21 protein-coding genes and 1 pseudogene are annotated in these 18,014 nt (G+C 69.9%); 8 read left to right on the plus strand and 14 right to left on the minus strand.

The features are described from left to right. Positions 1-149: 149 nt before the first annotated feature. Positions 150-737 carry a hypothetical protein gene (locus VM681_00725; GenBank protein HVL86520.1) on the plus strand — a complete coding sequence of 196 codons (588 nt, stop codon included), beginning with the start codon at positions 150-152 and terminating at the stop codon, positions 735-737. A gap of 99 nt (positions 738-836) precedes the next feature. Further along, positions 837-1,163, plus strand: coding sequence for a hypothetical protein (locus tag VM681_00730; GenBank protein HVL86521.1), 327 nt, complete (start codon positions 837-839; stop codon positions 1,161-1,163). Here the strand turns inward: VM681_00730 and VM681_00735 are convergent. Beyond that, on the minus strand, positions 1,160-1,735 hold the full coding sequence (locus VM681_00735) for a hypothetical protein (protein ID HVL86522.1): 576 nt from the start codon (positions 1,733-1,735) through the stop codon (positions 1,160-1,162). The genes VM681_00730 and VM681_00735 overlap by 4 nt on opposite strands. Positions 1,736-1,737: 2 nt before the next feature. Next, a complete protein-coding gene (locus VM681_00740) occupies positions 1,738-2,373 on the minus strand; it encodes a MarR family transcriptional regulator (protein ID HVL86523.1) in 636 nt (211 codons plus the stop codon). A gap of 123 nt (positions 2,374-2,496) precedes the next feature. Here VM681_00740 and VM681_00745 point away from each other — a divergent pair, with 123 nt between their 5' ends. After that, the gene (locus VM681_00745) at positions 2,497-3,288 is read left to right on the plus strand and encodes an HAD-IA family hydrolase (protein HVL86524.1); all 792 of its coding nucleotides are present in this window, start codon (positions 2,497-2,499) and stop codon (positions 3,286-3,288) included. Continuing rightward, the gene (locus VM681_00750) at positions 3,258-3,593 is read left to right on the plus strand and encodes a DUF6614 family protein (GenBank protein ID HVL86525.1); all 336 of its coding nucleotides are present in this window, start codon (positions 3,258-3,260) and stop codon (positions 3,591-3,593) included. Before VM681_00745 ends, VM681_00750 begins: the two co-directional genes overlap by 31 nt. Positions 3,594-3,611: 18 nt before the next feature. On the opposite strand, the gene VM681_00755 is transcribed toward VM681_00750, so the two are convergent. The 3 genes from VM681_00755 to VM681_00765 all read right to left on the minus strand — a co-directional run bounded on the left by VM681_00755 (position 3,612) and on the right by VM681_00765 (position 8,601). Next, complete coding sequence (locus VM681_00755) at positions 3,612-3,800, minus strand: DUF2934 domain-containing protein (GenBank protein HVL86526.1); 189 nt, start codon at positions 3,798-3,800, stop codon at positions 3,612-3,614. A gap of 82 nt (positions 3,801-3,882) precedes the next feature. Then, positions 3,883-6,936: a PAS domain-containing protein gene (locus VM681_00760; protein HVL86527.1), complete on the minus strand. Its 3,054-nt coding sequence runs from the start codon at positions 6,934-6,936 to the stop codon at positions 3,883-3,885. A gap of 42 nt (positions 6,937-6,978) precedes the next feature. Continuing rightward, positions 6,979-8,601: an ATP-dependent DNA ligase gene (locus VM681_00765; protein ID HVL86528.1), complete on the minus strand. Its 1,623-nt coding sequence runs from the start codon at positions 8,599-8,601 to the stop codon at positions 6,979-6,981. Between the two features lie 71 nt (positions 8,602-8,672). Between VM681_00765 and VM681_00770 the strand changes: the two genes are divergently transcribed. Both VM681_00770 and VM681_00775 read left to right on the plus strand, forming a co-directional pair. Continuing rightward, the gene (locus tag VM681_00770; protein ID HVL86529.1) at positions 8,673-9,668 is read left to right on the plus strand and encodes a class I SAM-dependent methyltransferase; all 996 of its coding nucleotides are present in this window, start codon (positions 8,673-8,675) and stop codon (positions 9,666-9,668) included. Between the two features lie 89 nt (positions 9,669-9,757). Continuing rightward, positions 9,758-10,645, plus strand: coding sequence for a DUF72 domain-containing protein (locus tag VM681_00775; protein ID HVL86530.1), 888 nt, complete (start codon positions 9,758-9,760; stop codon positions 10,643-10,645). Positions 10,646-10,731: 86 nt separating this feature from the next. Here the strand turns inward: VM681_00775 and VM681_00780 are convergent. The 6 genes and pseudogenes from VM681_00780 to trxA form a co-directional block, all read right to left on the minus strand. Further along, a pseudogene (locus VM681_00780) lies at positions 10,732-11,106 on the minus strand (methyltransferase domain-containing protein). Then, positions 11,103-11,807: a hypothetical protein gene (locus VM681_00785; GenBank protein ID HVL86531.1), complete on the minus strand. Its 705-nt coding sequence runs from the start codon at positions 11,805-11,807 to the stop codon at positions 11,103-11,105. Before VM681_00785 ends, VM681_00780 begins: the two are co-directional and overlap by 4 nt. 268 nt (positions 11,808-12,075) lie before the next feature. Continuing rightward, positions 12,076-12,969 (minus strand): arginase, encoded by an 894-nt coding sequence (gene rocF / locus VM681_00790; protein ID HVL86532.1) that lies wholly within the window; start codon positions 12,967-12,969, stop codon positions 12,076-12,078. Positions 12,970-13,025: 56 nt separating this feature from the next. Then, the gene (locus tag VM681_00795) at positions 13,026-13,559 is read right to left on the minus strand and encodes a SprT-like domain-containing protein (GenBank protein HVL86533.1); all 534 of its coding nucleotides are present in this window, start codon (positions 13,557-13,559) and stop codon (positions 13,026-13,028) included. A gap of 266 nt (positions 13,560-13,825) precedes the next feature. Further along, positions 13,826-14,095, minus strand: a complete 270-nt coding sequence (locus VM681_00800) for a hypothetical protein (GenBank protein HVL86534.1) — start codon at positions 14,093-14,095, stop codon at positions 13,826-13,828. Between the two features lie 121 nt (positions 14,096-14,216). Next, positions 14,217-14,549 (minus strand): thioredoxin, encoded by a 333-nt coding sequence (trxA, locus tag VM681_00805; GenBank protein ID HVL86535.1) that lies wholly within the window; start codon positions 14,547-14,549, stop codon positions 14,217-14,219. Positions 14,550-14,703: 154 nt separating this feature from the next. On the opposite strand from trxA, the gene VM681_00810 reads away from it, so the two are divergent. Further along, a complete protein-coding gene (locus VM681_00810) occupies positions 14,704-15,147 on the plus strand; it encodes an Lrp/AsnC family transcriptional regulator (GenBank protein ID HVL86536.1) in 444 nt (147 codons plus the stop codon). Here VM681_00810 and VM681_00815 read toward each other — a convergent pair. From VM681_00815 to VM681_00825, 3 genes are all read right to left on the minus strand, one after another. Beyond that, positions 15,107-16,078 carry a CPBP family intramembrane glutamic endopeptidase gene (locus VM681_00815; protein ID HVL86537.1) on the minus strand — a complete coding sequence of 324 codons (972 nt, stop codon included), beginning with the start codon at positions 16,076-16,078 and terminating at the stop codon, positions 15,107-15,109. The genes VM681_00810 and VM681_00815 overlap by 41 nt on opposite strands. Beyond that, positions 16,075-16,755, minus strand: coding sequence for a ribulose-phosphate 3-epimerase (gene rpe, locus VM681_00820; protein ID HVL86538.1), 681 nt, complete (start codon positions 16,753-16,755; stop codon positions 16,075-16,077). Before rpe ends, VM681_00815 begins: the two co-directional genes overlap by 4 nt. 76 nt (positions 16,756-16,831) lie before the next feature. Then, entirely contained in the window at positions 16,832-17,065 is a 234-nt protein-coding gene (locus VM681_00825) for a hypothetical protein (protein HVL86539.1), read from the minus strand. Positions 17,066-17,348: 283 nt separating this feature from the next. Here VM681_00825 and VM681_00830 point away from each other — a divergent pair, with 283 nt between their 5' ends. After that, the gene (locus VM681_00830) at positions 17,349-17,990 is read left to right on the plus strand and encodes a PadR family transcriptional regulator (protein ID HVL86540.1); all 642 of its coding nucleotides are present in this window, start codon (positions 17,349-17,351) and stop codon (positions 17,988-17,990) included. The last annotated feature ends 24 nt before the right edge of the window (positions 17,991-18,014 follow it).

The following is an 18,014-nucleotide window of genomic DNA, read 5'->3' on the forward strand; positions in this document are numbered from 1 at the left end:
CCCGATCGTGATGAACGACCGGCGGGAGCTGCAGCAGGCCATCACGGAGTTCCACGAGGGAACCTTCGTGAAGCACGGCGCGTCCGTGCGGCGCTAGGCACCGCGCGTTGTCGCAAAAGGCGTAAGTGCCGGCGAGGCGAGCGTTCCGCATGGCCGCCCGTCGTTCCGACCGCACGCCCGTCGAGCCGTCCGACCCGTCGGCGTCGTACAACGTCCGGAAGGAGTTCGGCGGCCGCGCGTACACGGGGATGCGCGTGGGCGGCGTGCACAACTGGATGTACGGGGAGGGCGCGTGGAAGGAACGCAAAGTCACGCCGGACAAGTGGTCGATCCACTACGCGGCCACCAAGCGGCGGCGCGGCAAGGCGCCCACAGGGTCCGGCGCGCCCGTGGGAACGGAGTACCATTGGTACGTCCTCGCGCACCAGCGCGTGAAGAAGCTCGACGCCAACACGTACGAGACGGAGATGGAGGGCGTGAAGTACAAGCTCGCGCACAAACGCGCCGCGGCGACCGCGTGGAGCACGTGGAGCGCAGCCTTCCAGTCCGCCTCGCAGCGCCGAAAGCTCATCGCCATCCTGGAGGAGGAGATCGCCTCGCTCAAGGCGATGGCCGAGGCGGCGGGCGAGAAGGCCGAAGGCGCGGTTCCCCGCGCGCGGCGCGCCCGCAAGCGGCCCGCGGCGAGGACTCGGCGCCCGACCGTCCAAGGGGACGGACGCCAGCGGCGGCTCGCCTGACGCAAGGCGAGCGGGGTCTCCTCTTCAACGTTTGCGTACTCACCACAAATTGTCTCGCAAACCTAAAATTGATCCATCCTACCTCGAAGATCGTCGACCATGCCGCAGCCCGCGCTTGCGCCCCCGGTGAATCCGCGGTTCGTCTACGGCACGATGGGCGCGGTGCTCGTCATGTTCCTCGTCGTGGCCGCCGTCGTCCTCCCGATGGGCCTCGTCCTCGGCTTTGCGATGTGGCTCCTGCTGCTCCTGTCCTTCTCGGCCGCCGGCGCGGCGAAGGGCAAGACCGAGGGGCCCCGCTGCGTCGAATGCTCGGCACGGCTGGACGCGGGCTTTGCTTTCTGCATCCAATGCGGCGCGCATCCGCTCGCCGGCGGGTCGGTTCCGGCGGCCGAAGAGGTCCCCGCCGCCTCGCGGTCCTTTCCCTAGTCGGGCTTCTCCACGAGGGCCTTCCGATAGTAGGAGCCAAGGTCGGTCGGCCACGCTTGCGTAGCGTCGCTTCCAAGCGCGCCATGCCGCCGCAGCGAGAGCATCGCCGCCCTGGCGCGCGCAAGCGGCAATCCGGCCCGCCGCGCCAGATCCCCGTGCGCGCGCCGCCCGTCGAGGGCGGCAAGGACCGCAAGCTCGTCGCCGCCGAACCGACCGGCCACGGGCATCGCGCGAAGGACCGGCAGGCACACGGGCTTGTGCTCGAGGAACCAGGCCTCGACGCCGCGCGAGAGGCACGCGAGCACGGCGCCAAGGCTCATGGCGCCGGTGCCGCCGTCCACGGCCACGCGCGTCGAGTCGGGCAATCCTGCCAAGAGCCCCTCCATCGCCCGGAGGCACCCGAGCACGTCGTCGGGCGGGACCTCGAGGACCGTGGCCTCCTCGCCCAGGGCCGACGCAAGCGCCCGGCCGCGACCCTCCGGCGCCACGAGCGCGAGGCGGTCGTACCCGAGCTTTCGTCGCGGGGCTGCAAGATCGTCCTTGGCGGCGGCCACGACGACGAGGGTGCGCACGGTCATTCCGCCAGGAGAAGCTCGGCGCTCGGCACGGCGCGAAGGCGTTCGGAGCGGCTGTCGTCGGGATCGGGCTCCCCTTCGACGAGGCCGCGCCTGCGAAGCTCGCGGACGTGGTGGCTTACCGTCCCCTTGGCAAGGGAGAGGCCCTGCGCGATGTCGCGCGCCTGGCAACCGGGACGATCGCGGACGAAGAGGAGGACGCGGCGTCGCTTGGGCGAAAGGATCTCCGCGGCGGAGAGTCGAAGAAGCGGCAGGGATTGGGCGACGTTCGTGCGCTCGTTCACGTGCGTCACGCGCACGCCTTCGAGCACGCCGGCCAGGAGTGCTGCGGCCTGCAGCACGCGCGTGCCGCCGGCGATGCTCACGACGACCTCGCGCCTGGCGGCGCTCCGTTTTCGAATCTCCCGCCGGAGGCGAAGGCAGGTGGCGACAAGATCGAACGCGTCGACGGCCACGAGCTCCGCCTCGAGTCCGAGCCTGCGCGCGTCCTCGCGAGCCGCCCGCGCGGCGCGCTTGCTCTTGCCGTCGGCGTCCGTGTCGTGAAAAAGTACGAGCGCCTCCTTGTCCTCGTGCGACCGCAGCGCGGGCAGCACCTTCTCCGGGTGGAATCCGACCGTCGCGAGCACGACTGTCATGGGACCTTCCCGACCGGGCACCGCACAGCGGCGGCTTGACGCCGCCGTATGATCGTTCGATGCCCAATCGAACGATCCGACCGTAGGCTCTCATGGGCCAAGAGCCTTCCTCTGCTTGGAACCATGACCCTCCGCGCCGTCGCCTTCGACCTCGACTCCACGCTCGTCGATTTCCTCCGGTACAAGCGCCTGGCGGCGGAAGCGGCGGCGTTGGCCATGGTGGACGCCGGCCTCGATCTCCCACCCGCGCTTGCCACCGAAACGCTCTGGCGGGCCTACGAGGAGGCCGGCCTCGATGGCGACCGGGGCTTCCGCGCCTTCCTCGAAAACACGTGCGGCGCCGCCGATCCGACGCTTCTTGAAGCCGGCATCGTCGCCTACCTTCGGGCCAAGGACGCCCACCTCGAACCCTACCCCCGGACCGCGCGCACGCTCGTGGAGCTCGTGCGCGAGGGCCTGCTCCTTGCGATCGTGACGGACGCTCCCCGCGAGAAGGCCCTCGCGCGGCTGTCGCGGCTGCGCCTGCTCCCGTTCTTCGACCTCGTCGTCACGCGCGACGACACGCTCCAGGGCAAGGCCGACGACCAACCCTACCGACAGCTCCTCGCCCGCCTCCATCACCCCCCGTCCGCGGTGCTCATGGTGGGGGACCACCCGGCCCGCGACGTGCGCCCCGCCCGCGCGCTTGGGCTCTGGACCGCGCAGGCCGCCTACGGAACGCAGCCGCGCTTCGCCTCCACGCGACCCGAGGACGAGCCTCACTTCGAGCTCTCGCGCATCGACGAGCTTCCCCGCGTCGTGCGGGAGCTCGGCACGCCGCGGACCCCGCGCGAAGCCACCCCGGCGCCGTCAGCCTCAAGTCCCCCCGCGCGGCTTGCCGTCGCGTGGACACCTACCACATCTGGGTCGACCTGAAGAACTCCCACCGCGACCTCGAGTTCGCGCAAGCCGTCGACGCCTACCTCGGCCACCTGCAGAAGCAGGGCTTGCTCGAGGGCTGGCGCCTGCAGCGGCGGAAGCTTGGCCTTGGGCCCCGCGAGCTTGGCGAGTTCCACATCGCAATCGAGACGCGAGACCTCGCGCAGCTCGACGCCGCCTTCTCCGCGGCCGCCGCGCGCGCGGGCGAGACGGAGAAGCTCCACGCGGCCGTCTACGCGAACGTGACGAACTTCCGCTCCGCGCTCTACCGCGACTTTCCCGACCCCGTCCGCGTGCGATGAACATTCATCGCAGCGGGGCTAGCGCGCGCCTTGGCGCTCCTCGCGAAGCTCCCGCTCCGCCTGCGCCCAGTCGTCCTTCTCGCGCCCCGGCTGCCGGCCGCGGCGGACGTAGATCTCAAACGCGCGCTTGCGGACCTCGTCCTGCGTGGGCTCGCCGCGCACGGCGGACCGCTCCTTTGTCTCCCGCGTCGAACGCATCATGCCCATGGCCTCGCCAACGACGAGCGGGTTTCGAAGCTTTCCGCTTGTCGATGCACGCGGTCGTTCGACGCCCGATCGAGTAGCGCCCCTAGTTGAGGCCGGTCCCATACTCGTCGCGCGCCGGCGGCGTCTCGTCCTTCCCGTCCGAACCGGCTCCCAGGTGCTCGTCGACGGCCGCGCGAACGCTTGCGAGGAGGTCGTCGGCGGCCGCGCGTCGGGTCGACTCCTCCTCCAGCCGGCCTTCGGCGCGCGCCAGGTCTTCGCGCGCGCGATCGGCGGCCGTGCGAAGCTCGTCGAGCGCGCGCGTGGCCTCCGCCACGCGGGCCTCGAGCCCCTCGCGGGCGGCGCGCTCGGTGCGCAATTCCTCGCGAAGGCCTCCGGCTTCGCGCCGGAGGTTCGAAAGCTCGGCCGAGAGCGCCTCGCGGGCGCGGGCCATCTCGTCGCGCGCGCCCTCCGCGCGCGCACGCTCGCTCCGTTGGGTCTCCGCCTGCTTGCGGGCGCTTGCAACGTCCTTTTCGAGCTCGCGCGCGCGGGCGAGGGCCGCGGACAAGGATTGCGATCGTTCGGCCAGGGCGGCCTCGACGCGCGAGCGCGCGTCGGCGGCGTGGGCGGCGTGGTCGCGCGCCTGCGCGAGCTCCGCTTCGAGGCGCTCGCAGCGCAACGCGGATTCGGCCAGGCGCTCGCGTGCCTGCTCGAGGAGCTCCTGCCGACTCGCGATCTCGGCGGATTGGGAGCGGCCCGCGGCGGAAAGGGCCTCGATGCGCTCGTGCCGGTCCGCGAGCTCTTCGCGCAACCGGCGCTCCGTTTCGACGTGCAAGGCGAGCTTGCCGCGCGCGTGCTCCCGCTCGTCGGCGGCGGCGATGCAGGCGGCTTCCCACCGTTGCGTCTCGGCGTGGGCCTGCGCCGCGCGTTCGGTGGCGGCGGCGAGCTTGCCGGAGAGCGCTTGGACCTCCGCGTGGGCGACGTCGAGCTCCCGCGCGAGGGTTTCGCGCGCCGACGACTCGCGAGCGTGCGCCTGGGCAGCCTGCGCGAGCGCGACGCGCGCGCGGTCGAGCGCGAGGGCGGTTTGCGAGAGTTCCGCCGTGACCGCGTCCCGGTCGGCGCGGAGCGCGTCGCGCTCGGAGGCGAGTGCCTCGCCACGGCGGCGGGCCTCGCCAAGATCCCGTTCGCGCTCGGCGAGGGAGGCCGCAAGCCGCTCGGCGTGCGCCGCCGTCTCGTCGCGAAGGGTCTCGGCCCGCTTCCGCGCGTGGCCTTCGGCGTCGAGGCGCGCGGAGAGTTCCGCCGCGCGCGTGGAAAGATCGGAAAGGGTCCGGTTTTGCTCGTCGCGCTCGTGGGCCAGCATGCCCAGGCGTTCGAGCGCCTGCGCCGCGGCGTTCTCGGCCGCGCGGCGAAGCTCGAGCTCTTCGGAGACGCGCAGCAGGAGGTCGTCCCGTTCGCGAGCCAAGCCGTCGCGTTCGCGGGCCGTTTCGACCGCGCGAGCCGAAAGCGTCTCCCGGTCGGCGGCAAGCGACGTCGCGCGCGCGGCTACGTCCATCCAACGCGCGTGCGTTTCGTCTCGCTGACGCTCGATCTCCTCGCGGCCGCGCGCCACCTCGGCGAGGAGGGCTTTCGCGTCGGCGGCGCGGCGATGCGCGTCGAGTCGAGCAAGGCGCTCCCCTTCCAGGGCAAAGGCGAGACGCTCGCATCGGAGGTGGAAGGCGTCGCGCTCGCCGGAAAGCGCCGCTTGGGCGGCTTCGGCTTCCCGTGCTTGATGCTCGGCCTGCGCAAGTTGCCGCGCAAGGGTGTCGCGCTCGCTTGCGAGGGCCTGACGCTCGGCGTGCGCCTCGGCGAGCCGGCGAGAGAATCCCTCGGTTTCCGCGGTCGTGGCGAGCAACTTTGCTTGAAGGTCGGAGTCGCGCTTGCGCAGGTCGGCCAGGCTTTCGTCCTGCCGGGCGAGCCGCTCGCAGGCCTCCTCGAAGCGGCGGGAGAGGTCGTCGATCGTGGCGCGTTGGGCCGCCTCGCGGGCGGAGGCGTCGGCCAGGCGCGCGGCAAGCGCCTCGCGTTCGGCGACGATCGAATCGGTCGTGGCCGTGACGCGGGCCGTTTCGAGCTCGCGGACAAGCCGCGCGGCCGTCTCCTTGGCCCGCTCGGCTTCCTGCCGGGCCGCAACGAGCGAGGCTTCGTGCGCGCAAGCAAGCGCAAGGGCCTCGTCCCGTTCTCGGCTGGCGATGACGAGCGCCTGCTCGGCGTGCTCCCATCGGCGGGCGAGCTCGTCGTCGGGCGCGCGGTCCGTCGCGGGCTCGTCCTCCAACGGCGCGACGGTGGAAGCGGCGGGCCGGTCCGCAAGCTCGCGCGCGAGCGCGTCGCGCTCGGCAAGCGCGCGCTCGCGCGTGGCCTCGGCCTCCTCGATTCGCGCGTTGGCGCGGTGTCGTTCCGTGACGTCGCGGTAGAGCCAGATGCGCCCGTGCGGCGCGCCGTCGAGGAGCACGGGCACGCAGTCGCGCTCGAGCACGCGGCCGTCCGCGAGCGCGAACGTCTTGCCCGTGACGGGGCGGGGCGATGCGCGCAGGGCTTGCGTCTCGGCGTGGAAGGCCGGGGCATCGGCGAGCGGGGCGGCGCGGAAGGCTTCGTCGGCGGGGCGGCCCAGGCGCGATCCGGGCGGACCTTGGAGCCGCAGCGTCTTTGCGAGCGTCTCGTTGAGGTAGATCGTGCGTCCGGCGTCGTCCTCGAACAGGACGCCGCAGCCGAGTCCCTCAAGGAGGGCCGACAGGCGCGCGGCGGAGAGCTTGCGGGGATCCGGGCTTGTCGTCAACGGCCGCTCGCGGATGGCAACGACGCGTCGGCGCGTCGCCGGGTCCTCCACGGCGACCATGGAGATGGAGACTGGAAGCGTGGTCCCGTCGCCGCGGCGGCGGATCGACTCGTACACGGCGGCGCCGTTGGCAAGGGCTGTGGCGAGCGCGTCGCGGGTCTCGGCGCGCCGTTCGGGCGGAACGGAGAGATCCAGCATGGGCAGGCCCACCGCGCGCTCCTTGGGAATGCCAAGGAGGGTTTCGGCTCCCGGGCTCCAGCACAGCACGCGGCCGTCGTCGGAGACGGCAAGGAAAGCGTCCCGAGTCTGGTTCGCCAGGGATTGCAGGAAGGCGGGCGTTTCGGGCGCCATGGGGTATCCTCGCCGGTACGATTCTAGGTGGTCGAGTCCGGCTTATATAGCGGAATCGTCGGGGGCTCGGGGACGTTCGGCCAAGCGGGCGGCGTCCCGGCCGGGCGAACCGCCCGCGCGCGCCAACGTCCGCACGTCGTCGAGGGTGGATGCTTCCTCGGGCCGCTTGTCGTCTCGTAGGCGGGCGATGCGCGCGAATCGAAGCGCGTGGCCGGACTCGTAGCGGGGGCTGCGCTGGATGTCGTTGTATTCGATCTCGACGACGATCTCCGGCCGGACGCGGACCCCCCAGGGTTCCTCGGTCACGGCGATCGCGGCCAGGCGCTCCGTGAGCTCTTCGAAGAGCGCGTCGGTGGGTCCCTGGTACGTCTTTCCCACCATGGCCCACGCGCCGTCGGCCGCGCGAACGCCCAGGTGGTAATTCGAAAGCCACCCCCGCCGACGTCCGGATCCCCACTCGGCCGCAAGGATGACGGCGTCAAGCGTCGCCGCGGCCTTCACCTTGCGCCAGGCGCCGCCGCGAACGCCCGGCGCGTAGGGCGCGTCGAGGAGCTTTGCCACGACGCCTTCGTGGCCCTCCGCGAGGCTTGCGCGATAGAACGCCTCCGCCTCGCCGAAGGAGCGGGGGCGCGCGTGCGGGACGAGCGACTCGGCCGGGGCGATTGCCAAAAGCGCGGCGAAGCGCTCCTCGTAGGGGCGGTCGAGAAGGCTCTCCTCGCCGATCCGCAGCGCGTCGAAGAGGTGCACGCGGACGGGAACGTCACGGGCGGTCGTTTCCACGCCGTGCCGGCGCACCGTGCGGCGCGAGAGGTCCTGGAACGGGCGCGGACGACCGTCGGGCGAAAGCGCCACGGCCTCGCCCTCGACGACAAACGCGTCGGCGGAAAGCTGCTCCGCGAGGGAAACGGCCTCGGGAAAGCTTGCCGTCACGTCCGTGAGTCGCCGCGTGAAGACGCGCGAGGCGCGCCCCTGACGATGCAGCTGCAGGCGGACGCCGTCGAGCTTGGCCTCGAGCGCAAACCGCTGCGTGCCCTCCGAAAGCGCCTCCGCGAGGTCCGCGGTGGCCACGGCAAGCATGGGCCGGACGGGAACGAAGAGCCGAAGTCCCACGCGCCGGGTCGCATCGCAGCCCTCCACGACGGCAAGGCGGGCCACCTCGCCGACGTCGCCGAGCAGCTGGTGCGCGCGATCGAGGACCAAGCGGTCGCAGCCCGTGGCAAGCTGAACGCCGTCGAGCACGATGCCGTCGTGGACGCCGTGCCGCATCTCGCCCCCCAGGATGGCCCAAAGCCACGGCCGCTCGCGCTCGTCGGCGCGGGCGAACAGCCCTTCGAGCGCGCGCTCGCGGCGACGCCGCGACGCGGGCCCGGAGACGTTGGCGAGTTCGTCGAAGGCCCGCCAGACGGCAAGCACCGTGAGGGGCTCCCCGGAAAGCGTGGCTTGGAGGGGTCCGCGACGCTCGCGCAGCGCCGCCGTCCCCACCGCAAGCGCGCGGGCGTCGGTCGGAGAAAGGGGGCGCCCGACGAGGAGGTTCCCCGCCGGCGCGATCTCGGCGGGCGAAAGGCCGCGAAGGAAGTCGGCGACCCGGCGCGCCTTGGCGAGGCGAGAAGGCTCCCGCGCGAGGGCGTCGCACACGGAGCACAGCGAGGCAAACGTCGTCTCCACGCCACGCGATGGCTCTACCCCGGCACGATGCTTGCGGCGGGTTCATGCCGCGCGAGCGCCTGCCGGAAGCGATGGCCGTCCCGTTCCCCGAGGGTTTCCCGCGCATCCCGGACGAGCCGTGGACGCGCGCACCCGTGGACGAGTTCGCCCGCCGCTACGACGCGCTGGGGGGCCACAGCTGGTACGCGAACCTGGAGCCCACCGTGGCCGCTGCGGCGCCGTTGGCGCGAGACGGCGGCGTGCTCGTGGACTACTCGTGTGGGACAGGATTGTTCCTCGAGAGGCTGCTGCGCGCGGCCGGCGATGAGGCCTTCGGCGCCGTGAACGTCGACTCGTCCGCGAAGTTCCTCCGGCTTGCCCTGGAAAAGCGGCGCGACGATCCTCGCGCGGCCTTCCGCCTCCTGCGCATGGACCACGGCCAGCAGCGGCTCCAGTACCTCCACGAGGTCCTTGGCCCACTTGTGGGGAAGGTCGCGGCGATCGTCTCGACGAACGCGATGCACCTGTACTACGACCTCGACGCCACCGTCGCCTCCTGGGCTCGCTGCCTGCGGCCAGGCGGTCTCGTGCTTGCCCAATCGGGAAACGTGCCGGTGGAAGCCGGGGCCGAGGGATCGTGGACCCTCGACGCGACCGTGGAGGCCGTCGCGCGAGCGGCCGAGTCGGTCGTCCGCGAGGACGCGGCGTACGCGCGATGGCGCGCGACGCTTGCCGATCCCTCGCGCCGCTCGGCGTACCTCGCGCTGCGCCGCAAGTACTTCCTGCCGCCGCGGCCGCTGTCCGCGTACCGTCTGGCGATGGAGGGGGCGGGCCTTCGCGTCGAGTCCGTGGAACGAAGGCCCGTCACCGTTCGCGTGGACGAGTGGGCGCAGTTCCTGGACGTCTACCACGAAGGAATCCTGGGATGGGTCGGCGGCTCCGAGAAGGTCGACGGAAAGCCCGCGTCCGACGAGGACGTGCGGGCGAGGCGGACGCTGTTGCGGCGCGCCGTGGAACGCGTTTTTTCGGACCGCCCCACGTTCGAGGCCACGTGGACGTACGTCACCGCCCGTTCGCCTCTTGGCTAGGGCCGGGCGGGCTCTCGCCCGTTGGGACAAGCTCGTCGCAACGACCAAGGGAATGGCCGACGAGGCTGGCGCCGACGACCGGGGTGGCGATGGCGCACGCATGGATCGGAGCGTCGGGCTTCGCCTACCGTCACTGGATCGACGTTCTCTATCCGCGAGGCCTTCCCGCGTCCCGATGGCTCGAGCGCTACGCGGAGGAGTTCGACGCCGTCGAGCTGAACGTCACGTTCTACCGGCTCCCCGACGAGCGGACCTTCGCGCAATGGCGAAAGCGGACGCCCGACGACTTCCGTTTCGTCCTCAAGGGAAGCCGCATGCTCACGCACGTGAAGAAGCTGCGAGAGCCCGACGCCTGGCTTGCCTTCTTCTTCGAGCGCGCCGCCGTCCTCGCGAACAAGCTCGCCTGCGTCCTGTGGCAGCTGCCGCCGGAGCTTCCCAAGGACCTTTCGCGGCTCGAATCGTTCCTCGCGGCCATGCCGGCTGCGGCCCGGGATCTTCGCCACGCCTTCGAGTTCCGGCACCCGAGCTGGTTTTCCGCAGATGTGTACGCGGCCCTCGAGCGAGCGCGCGCGGAAGCCGTGCTTTCCGATTGGCCCATCGAAGTGCTCGCGCCGGGCCAACGCACGCGAGACCTGTCCCGTCCCGTCGTCCGCGCGCCCGCGCCGCGCCGCTTCGCGTACGTGCGCCGGCACGGCCCGCACGAGCGGTATCGGAGCGGGTATCCCGACGCCCTCTTGCGGTCCGACGCGCGATGGATCCGACGCCGCGCGGACGAGGGGATCGAAGCGTTCGTGTTCTACAACAACGATCGCGGCGGCCACGCGGTGCGAAACGCCCGGACGCTTGCCCGCTACGTGGGCGCGAAGGCGCCCACCACGCGGCGGCGCGCGCCGTACCGCGTCTCGACGGACTCCTCCCGAAGCTCGACGGGGGAGAACCCCGGGAACCACGACGCAACCTCCGTGGCGCTCGCGTAGCCCGTCCGCAGCTCCTGGCGCACCGCAACGCCGGTGCCCGGATCGCGAAGGTCCCCCCGCGCGAAGGCTTCGACGAGCATCCTGCCGTCGGAGGACAGCACGCGACGGCACTCCCCCGACGCGGCCTTGCGCTCGTCCTCGCGAAGATGCCCGAAGACGTGCCGGGCGACGATCGCTTGGACGCAGGCGTCGCGGAACGGGAGCGCGCAGGCGTCGGCGCGGAGACGCCGGGGCCCGACGGCAGCCGCAAGGGCGGCCGCGGAAGCGTCGAGCAGGATCGCGTCGGCGCCCGCCTCGCGCGTGGCGGGACGGTTGCCGCAGCCAAGGTCGAGCACGCGCGCGTCCGGATGCAGACGCGCGAGATGGGGCGAGAGCCACCGAGCCCCGGCGCCCGGGCGCACGCCAAAGGAGGCCCGCGCGTAGGCCCGCTCCCAGGCGAGCCAGGAGGGCGGAGCGCTCACTTGAGCTTCTCCAGGACGGCCCGTTCGTTGGCCTCGGAAGCCGCGCGGCGGTCGGCCTCCGTGGGCGGCCCTCGCGAGCGCTCGTCCCGCCCACGGCTCTCGGACTCGGCCACGGGCGGACCACGCCGGCGCGCGGCGATGTGGTAGGTCGTCCGCAACACGATCTCAAGGGCCACGAGGGCAAGGAAGTAGCGCGCGATCGTGTCGCGGAAGCTCCAGAGCGTCTCCATCTTCGGCAAGAAGCTCTCGAAGGTGAGGAGGCCATCCTGCACGAGCGCGACGCCCAGGAGGCCCAGCGGCAGGATCTTCGCAAGGTCATGACTGGCGCCTTCGTTCACGTAGGCCGTGATGCGGACGCCGGCCACGACGGCCATGGAGACGAGGAGGATGCGGCTTGCGGCAAGCTCGAAGCCTGCCGCGTCCGTCTTCGTGAGGAAGAAGAGCGAGATCGCAAGCGCGAGGAAGAAGGCGAAGGACATGATGGGGAACAGCACGAGGAAGCGCAGCGCGCGTCGCAGGCGCTTGCGCGCGTTCCATTCGCCCTTGTCCGTGGCCACGAGGCTCCTGCGGCAGATGTTCTGGTAGAGGCCGTAGATGACAAGCGTGTAGGCCGAGATGCCCACGGCGTAGAGCGCGAGCATCTCGATCTGCTGCTCGTATCCGACCCAGAACTGCAGGGCGTCGAGCCAATGAGCCGCCATGGGCAGGCGAGCGGGGATGGACTACGAAAAGGTACCGGAAAAGTACGGGGGCCGTGGCCACGGCTTCCGTGGGCCTACTTGCCCTTCGGGGGGGTGACCGGGCGAGTGCGGCGGGCCTTGTCGAGCGCGCTTGGGCTGCAGAGGTGCGAGTCGGAATGGTAGCGTTGGTAGCACTTCGGACAAAGGTTGGTTTGGACCATGATCCACCTACGGGGCCCGGGAAGCCGGGGTTCCGTTATGAAGGTTTCGCGGGGGGACGAGGGCGGTCCTAGAGGATCCGCTTCCCAAACAGCGACGAGAGGAGATCCACCGAGAGCTCCGCGGTCTTGTTCCGCGTGTCCAGGAGCGGATTCACCTCGACGATCTCGGCGCTCGTCACGATCTCCGCGTCGCCGAGCATCTCCATCGCAAGGTGCGCCTCGCGGTAGGTGAGGCCGCCGGGCCAGGGCGTGCCCGTGCCCGGCGCAATCGCCGGGTCGAGGACGTCCGTGTCGAAGCTCAGGTGCACGCCCTGCGTCCCGGCCGTCGTGACCTTGATGGCGTCCTTCACGACGCTTCGGATTCCCCGCTCGTCGAGCTCGCGCATGGTGTACACGTGCACGCCGGCGTCCTGCAGGAGCTTCCTCTCGCCCGGATCGAGGTTGCGGACGCCCACGAGGGCGACGTTCTCGGGCGCCGCCTTGGGCGCGATGCCGCCGATGTTCACGAGCTTGGGGTGGCCCAGGCCGCAGCAGGCGGAAAGCGGCATGCCGTGGATGTTGCCCGACGGCGTGGTCTCGTACGTGTTGAAGTCGCCGTGCGCGTCGAACCAAATGATGCCGTGACGGCCCCGCGCGCGAACGAGGCCGGCCATCGTGCCCATGGCAATCGAGTGGTCGCCGCCCAGCACGAGCGGGAAAGCGCCCTCCTTGCAGCACTTCTCGACGCGGTTGGCAAGCGTCTCGCAGGCGCGCACGATCTCGTCGAGGAAGCGCAGCTTCTCGTCCTTCACGCGCTTGGTCTCCATCTCCGGCGCGTGGATGTTTCCCTCGTCCTCCACCTCGTGGCCCAAGGCCTCAAGAGCGCGCTCGAGCCGCGCCGCGCGGATGGCCGAAGGGCCCATGTCGACCCCGCGGCGCTCCTGGCCGAGGTCCAGCGGCGCGCCGACGAGATGGATGCGCATCGAAGCGGAAGAGAAGCCCGCCAGGCAAAAAGGTTGCCTTCGGCGCCGCAGCGCGATCAGTCCCGGTCCGCCCGGTTCCACGCGACCGTGATGCCCGCGTCGCACCGCATGCACTTGTATCGCCGCGGCTGGCGCAGGACAGGACCGACGCGGAAGTAGTCGCGCACCCACCCGCAGGCGCCCGCGCAGCGGACGGTCGCGATGGCCAGGCGCGGAAGGATGGACAGCGCAAGGCCGCGCTTGGCGGGCCGGTCGGGATCGGCCCCGCAGCGGACGGCGTGGCGGCGCCAGGACGGACCGTGCCCCGTGTGGCGCTCGAAGACGATCGCCGCGGCGTGCGCGATCTCGTGCCAGATCGTATCGAGAAGATCCTCCGGGCGCGCAAGGTAGCGCGTCACCTGGAAGCCCAAGAGATCGTAGCTGCCGTCGCGCCGGCGCTTCGACAGGCAGCAGCCGTACTGGCGGATGCCGCGGCCCACCCGGACGCCCGGAAAGGGCGGCAGTCGGCCGTCGTACGTGCCAGCGTTGATTCGATCGTACTCGAACCGGAAGAGATGCTCGATGTCTCGACTGGAAAGCAATTCCGACATCGCGTCGCCGCGACGATCGGGAGCGTAGGGAAAAACGCTTCCCTTTTGCACGCGGGACGATGCGTCGTGCGCCCGCGCCGCAGCCCGCCCGCCGGATCCGTGCGGCCGCTAGGGCGAAAAGGTCTCGGCGCAGTCGTTGCAGACCATCCGGTTGCGCCGCTTGTCGTAGACGATGCGACCGTGCGCGCAGTAGGGACACTTGCGCTCCAGCAGGGGCATCGCGCCCCAAACGAAGGGCGGAATTAAGGCTGTTGCCCTGGTCCGGACTAGCCCAAAAGCATCGTTGATGCGCCACGGTCGGGCACGGCGGCGCGGCAGGCTTGGCAGATCGCTTCGAGACGTGCAAGCGCCCGCTCGATGCGCTCGGCGGCTTCGGGCGAGTCGGCCGCCAGGCGTTCGGTCTCGATGCGGAGAACGGTGAGGGAGCTTCCCATCTCCTGGGCGGCCGATCGAACGAGGTTTTCCAAGCGCTCAGCGTCGTGTCGAGCCTTCCACGGAGGCTCGACCGACGGCTCCGCGCTTTGGGTCCCGAGCATGAGCCTTTGCAGCGGGCAGGCGGTCAAAAGACCTTTCGGTGCAACGGTCGAAGCAATGGCACCGCGGAAACGCACGCTCCGCCGGAACCCCCGCTTCCGATGGAAAACGGTCGGCTATTCGTCAGGCATGCGGCTCGATCCGCCGGAGGATTTCCGATTTCGGCACGGCGCCGACGACCTGGTCCACCAATTGTCCGCGCTTGAAGAAGAGCATGGTTGGGATGGACATCACGCCGTACTTGCGGGCGACGTCCTGGTGCTCGTCCGTGTTGATCTTGCCGACGACGACCTTCGGGTTCTCCCGCGCGATCTCCTCCAGGATGGGGGCGATGCGCTTGCAGGGCCCGCACCAGGGCGCCCAAAGGTCGATGATGACAAGGTCGTTGTCCGTGACGAAGGCCGGGAACTCGGCGTCGCCGATCTCGACGGGCGCGCCGGTGGTGGTCTGGGGCACGCCGCGCGCATCGGCGCGAACCGATTTGAAGCTTCGGTGAGGGTTTCGACACGAGCAATCCGATACCCGGTTCCGGACGCAAGCCGACGCGCTTCACGTCAAGGCATGAGTCCGTACGCAAAGGTGATATATCGCCGGACGGCTGACGAAATCCATGCTCGACGAGAAGGACTTGGCCATTCTCCGCGAACTGCGTGAGAACGCGAAGAAGACGACCAAGACCATCAGCGAGCGCACGAACGTGCCGCGCACGACGGTGCACGACCGCATTGGAAAGATGGAATCCAACGGGACCATCCGTAAGTACACGCTCGTGCCCAACTACGAGCGCATCGGGGAGGCCACGACGGCTTTCGTGTTCATCAGCCACGACCAAAGCCAAGGTGTCAGCCAGGGGGAGCTTGCCAAGAAGATCTCGGAGATCCAGGGCGTCTACGAGGTGCACCTCATCAGCGGCGATTGGGATCTCCTCGTGAAGGTTCGCGGCAAGGACGTCGAGAGCATCGGACGCATGGTGCTCGAGAGGCTCCGGCCGTTCCCCGGCGTGGGAAAGACGCTCACATCCACGGTTTTCCAGACCATGAAGGAAGAGGTCTGAGAAGCGTCCGCACCGATTCCGCTCGTGTCACCACGATGGCCGCCACGCTGCCAAGGACAAGCAGGGTGCCCGCGGCAAGCAGGATCGGATCGCCGCTTCCCAGCACGAAGTACGCGATGTCGATCTCGGCGTGGATGATCACGGCCGCAAGAAGACCCAGGCGCATGGCCACGAGGCCGGCCAGGATGCCAAAAGCAAGCGGTCCCACGACGTGCGCGATCGTCCCGTAGCCTGCGTGGACGAGCCCGAAGAACGCAGCCTGCGCAAGGAGCGCCACGGGCCAGGGAACCTTCGTGAAGAGCCATTCCTGCAGGACTCCGCGGAAGAGGTACTCCTCGCCCACACCGGCCAGAAGCGAGAGCAGCAGGATGAGAAGCGGCGTGATGTTGGCAAACACCCGCGACTCGTCGTTGTTCATGAGCGCGCGGCCCAGCGTCGTAGCCAGGAAGAGGACTGAGAAAAGATAGAAGACAGCCACGAGGCCAAAGAGCGCCTGCCCGTGGAGGGCGTCACGGCGCCAGCCTTGGCGCGGAAGGCGCAGGAGAGCGAGGATGCGCGCAAGCGCCCCCCGCGGGTCGCCGCCAAGCTGCAGTCGCGGCACGCCTTGGAACACAAGGAGCAGGCCCGCCGTGGGAACGACGAGATTGTAGAGGAACGAGCGCCAGACCGAGCCCCACAGCTGCGCCTGCGTGAGCGCCGGGAGGACGAGGCCTTGCTCGAAGAGAAGGTCGATCGAGAGAACCACGTTCAACCCAAAGCGCGCAAACGGGAAGACCACAAGCGACAGGCCCAGGCAGCGCGTCCAGTCCCATCCCCGCCTGCGGCCCGCGAAGAATCCGAGGATCCAAGCGATCGTGAGCGCCGTGAGGAGGAACTGGTTGGCCGTGAGGGCAAGAAGCGGCGCGCCCGCAAGCTCGCTTGGGACCGTCACGCGCCCCGCAGCTCCGCCATGCGCGTGGAAAGGTCGCCCGAGTGGCCAAACACGCTCGTTCCGGCCACAAGGCACGTCGCGCCGGCGTCACGGCACGGCGACGCCGTCTCGGGCGTGATGCCGCCGTCGACCTGAAGGTCCACGCGGCCGCCCACGTCGAGGCCCGCCTTGCGCAGGAGATCGGCGGCCCGCCGCGTCTTCTCCACGGCAAGAGGGATGAATTTCTGTCCCCCAAAGCCGGGGTTCACGCTCATGACGAGCAGGAGGTCGAGATCCGCAAGGACGCTCTCGGCAAGCGCAAGCGGCGAGCCGGGGTTCACGGCGACACCCGCCTTCATGCCCGCCTCCTTCACCTGGTGGACGGTGCGATGGAGATGCGGGCACGCCTCGGCATGAACCGTGAGGCTGTCGGCGCCGGCCTTCGCGAAGTCGGCCACGTAGCGCTCGGGCTCCGCGATCATGAGGTGGCAGTCGAGGTGCAGCCGCGTCACCTTGCGGATGGCCGAGACCACGACCGGGCCCATCGTGATGTTGGGCACGAAGCGGCCGTCCATCACGTCGATGTGCAGCCAGTCGGCGCCGGCCTTCTCCACGCGGGCGATCTCCTCGCCCAAACGCGAGAAGTCGGCCGACAGGATCGAGGGCGCGATCTTCACGCGCCGGGCCGCTTTCGTCATGGCGGTGGGCAACGCGCCAAGGGGCCTATGAAGACGACGCTTCCGCCACCTCGAGCCGTTCAGGGCCGATGGTCGTCTAGAGGGGGTGCTCGAAGTCTGGCTGGGGGAGCATGCCACCCTGAACGGCGGCGGGAGCGGCGTTGATGTCGCTAAAGTAGCGGCCAAGCGCCATCTCGACCGTGTCGCTGATGCTCTGGCCGCGCAGGACCTTGAGCGTGTGCAGCTTGATGTGGTAGTCGAGCGGGATCTTGACCTTGATCTCCTTGGCCTCGTCGAGCAAGCGTTTCTCCGCGTTGGTCCGAATCATCATCGCCTTTCCCTCTTGCCTACCGGACTATTCCAGTTCGGTGGCCTAGAATTATAAAGTGTTCCATATTTATGTCTTGGCCTGGAACACGTGTTATAGAAACGAACAACGGTGGAGATTTGCGCCAAATCGGCCAATTTCCCAAAGATCAACCAACCCGATACCCGTTCGAAGTGCGCACTTTTGGTCCAGTTGTACGTCCAGTTGTGCGGCCTTTTGTTCCCCAGGAGAATACGAAACCTATACCAACTATTATAGAATCCGACCCTCACAACTGGAACAGAAAATGGCGGCTGATCCACCCGACGCGCGCGGCCGGCTCCTGCGTGGCCTGGCCGAGCCGCTCGTCCTCGAAAGCATCGCCCGGGGGCCCAAGCACGGCTACGCCCTCCTCCGCGAGCTCGAGGAGACCTTCGGCGTGGCGCCCAACCGGAACCAGATCTACCCCCTCCTTGCCCGCCTCGTCGAGCGCGGTCTCCTCAAGGCCGCAGACGACGAAGCCGGCAAGACGACCTACCATCTCACGGGCAACGGCCTCGAGGCGCTCCGCGAATACAAGACGCTCCCCGACACCTTCCGCGCGCGCGTGGCCGAACTCTGGGAGCTCCCCCCGCCCGGAGCCGCGGTCGCTGGAATTCGAGCCGCGGCCCCGCGCGTCGGAGCCCAACCGGCCGGCGCGACTGGCACGGCCGGCACGTCCCCCACGCCCGACGTTCGCGAGCTCCTTCGCGCGCCCGCGGCGGCGCCCTTGGCCGTGGACCTCCCCGCCGCGCCCATCCACTGCAAGGACGCGCGGATCCGCTTCGACGCATGGCCCGGCGAAGGCCGCCGCAGCCTCGAGTTTGCCTGCGACTACGGCAACCTCCCCGAATGCCCGACGTGCGCGATCTTCCTCGCCGGCGAGGCGATGAAGAGGCGGTTCCTGTGAGGATCGCCCGCTCCGATGGCCGGA

The sequence above is a fragment of the Candidatus Thermoplasmatota archaeon genome (assembly GCA_035541015.1).
In the GTDB taxonomy this organism is placed as follows: Archaea; Thermoplasmatota; SW-10-69-26; order JACQPN01; family JAIVGT01; genus DATLFM01.

What these genes read in the sequence shown, in the direction of transcription:
- rocF (HVL86532.1), bottom strand. Translation starts at nt 12,969, where the DNA reads ATGCGCATCCATCTCGTCGGCGCGCCGCTGGACCTCGGCCAGGAGCGC.
- VM681_00775 (HVL86530.1), top strand. Translation starts at nt 9,758, where the DNA reads ATGGCGCACGCATGGATCGGAGCGTCGGGCTTCGCCTACCGTCACTGG.
- rpe (HVL86538.1), bottom strand. Translation starts at nt 16,755, where the DNA reads ATGACGAAAGCGGCCCGGCGCGTGAAGATCGCGCCCTCGATCCTGTCG.
- VM681_00725 (HVL86520.1), top strand. Translation starts at nt 150, where the DNA reads ATGGCCGCCCGTCGTTCCGACCGCACGCCCGTCGAGCCGTCCGACCCG.
- VM681_00810 (HVL86536.1), top strand. Translation starts at nt 14,704, where the DNA reads ATGCTCGACGAGAAGGACTTGGCCATTCTCCGCGAACTGCGTGAGAAC.
- VM681_00785 (HVL86531.1), bottom strand. Translation starts at nt 11,807, where the DNA reads ATGGCGGCTCATTGGCTCGACGCCCTGCAGTTCTGGGTCGGATACGAG.
- VM681_00730 (HVL86521.1), top strand. Translation starts at nt 837, where the DNA reads ATGCCGCAGCCCGCGCTTGCGCCCCCGGTGAATCCGCGGTTCGTCTAC.
- VM681_00770 (HVL86529.1), top strand. Translation starts at nt 8,673, where the DNA reads ATGGCCGTCCCGTTCCCCGAGGGTTTCCCGCGCATCCCGGACGAGCCG.
- VM681_00740 (HVL86523.1), bottom strand. Translation starts at nt 2,373, where the DNA reads ATGACAGTCGTGCTCGCGACGGTCGGATTCCACCCGGAGAAGGTGCTG.
- VM681_00760 (HVL86527.1), bottom strand. Translation starts at nt 6,936, where the DNA reads ATGGCGCCCGAAACGCCCGCCTTCCTGCAATCCCTGGCGAACCAGACT.
- VM681_00745 (HVL86524.1), top strand. Translation starts at nt 2,497, where the DNA reads ATGACCCTCCGCGCCGTCGCCTTCGACCTCGACTCCACGCTCGTCGAT.
- VM681_00830 (HVL86540.1), top strand. Translation starts at nt 17,349, where the DNA reads ATGGCGGCTGATCCACCCGACGCGCGCGGCCGGCTCCTGCGTGGCCTG.
- VM681_00825 (HVL86539.1), bottom strand. Translation starts at nt 17,065, where the DNA reads ATGATGATTCGGACCAACGCGGAGAAACGCTTGCTCGACGAGGCCAAG.
- VM681_00800 (HVL86534.1), bottom strand. Translation starts at nt 14,095, where the DNA reads ATGCTCGGGACCCAAAGCGCGGAGCCGTCGGTCGAGCCTCCGTGGAAG.
- VM681_00755 (HVL86526.1), bottom strand. Translation starts at nt 3,800, where the DNA reads ATGGGCATGATGCGTTCGACGCGGGAGACAAAGGAGCGGTCCGCCGTG.
- VM681_00795 (HVL86533.1), bottom strand. Translation starts at nt 13,559, where the DNA reads ATGTCGGAATTGCTTTCCAGTCGAGACATCGAGCATCTCTTCCGGTTC.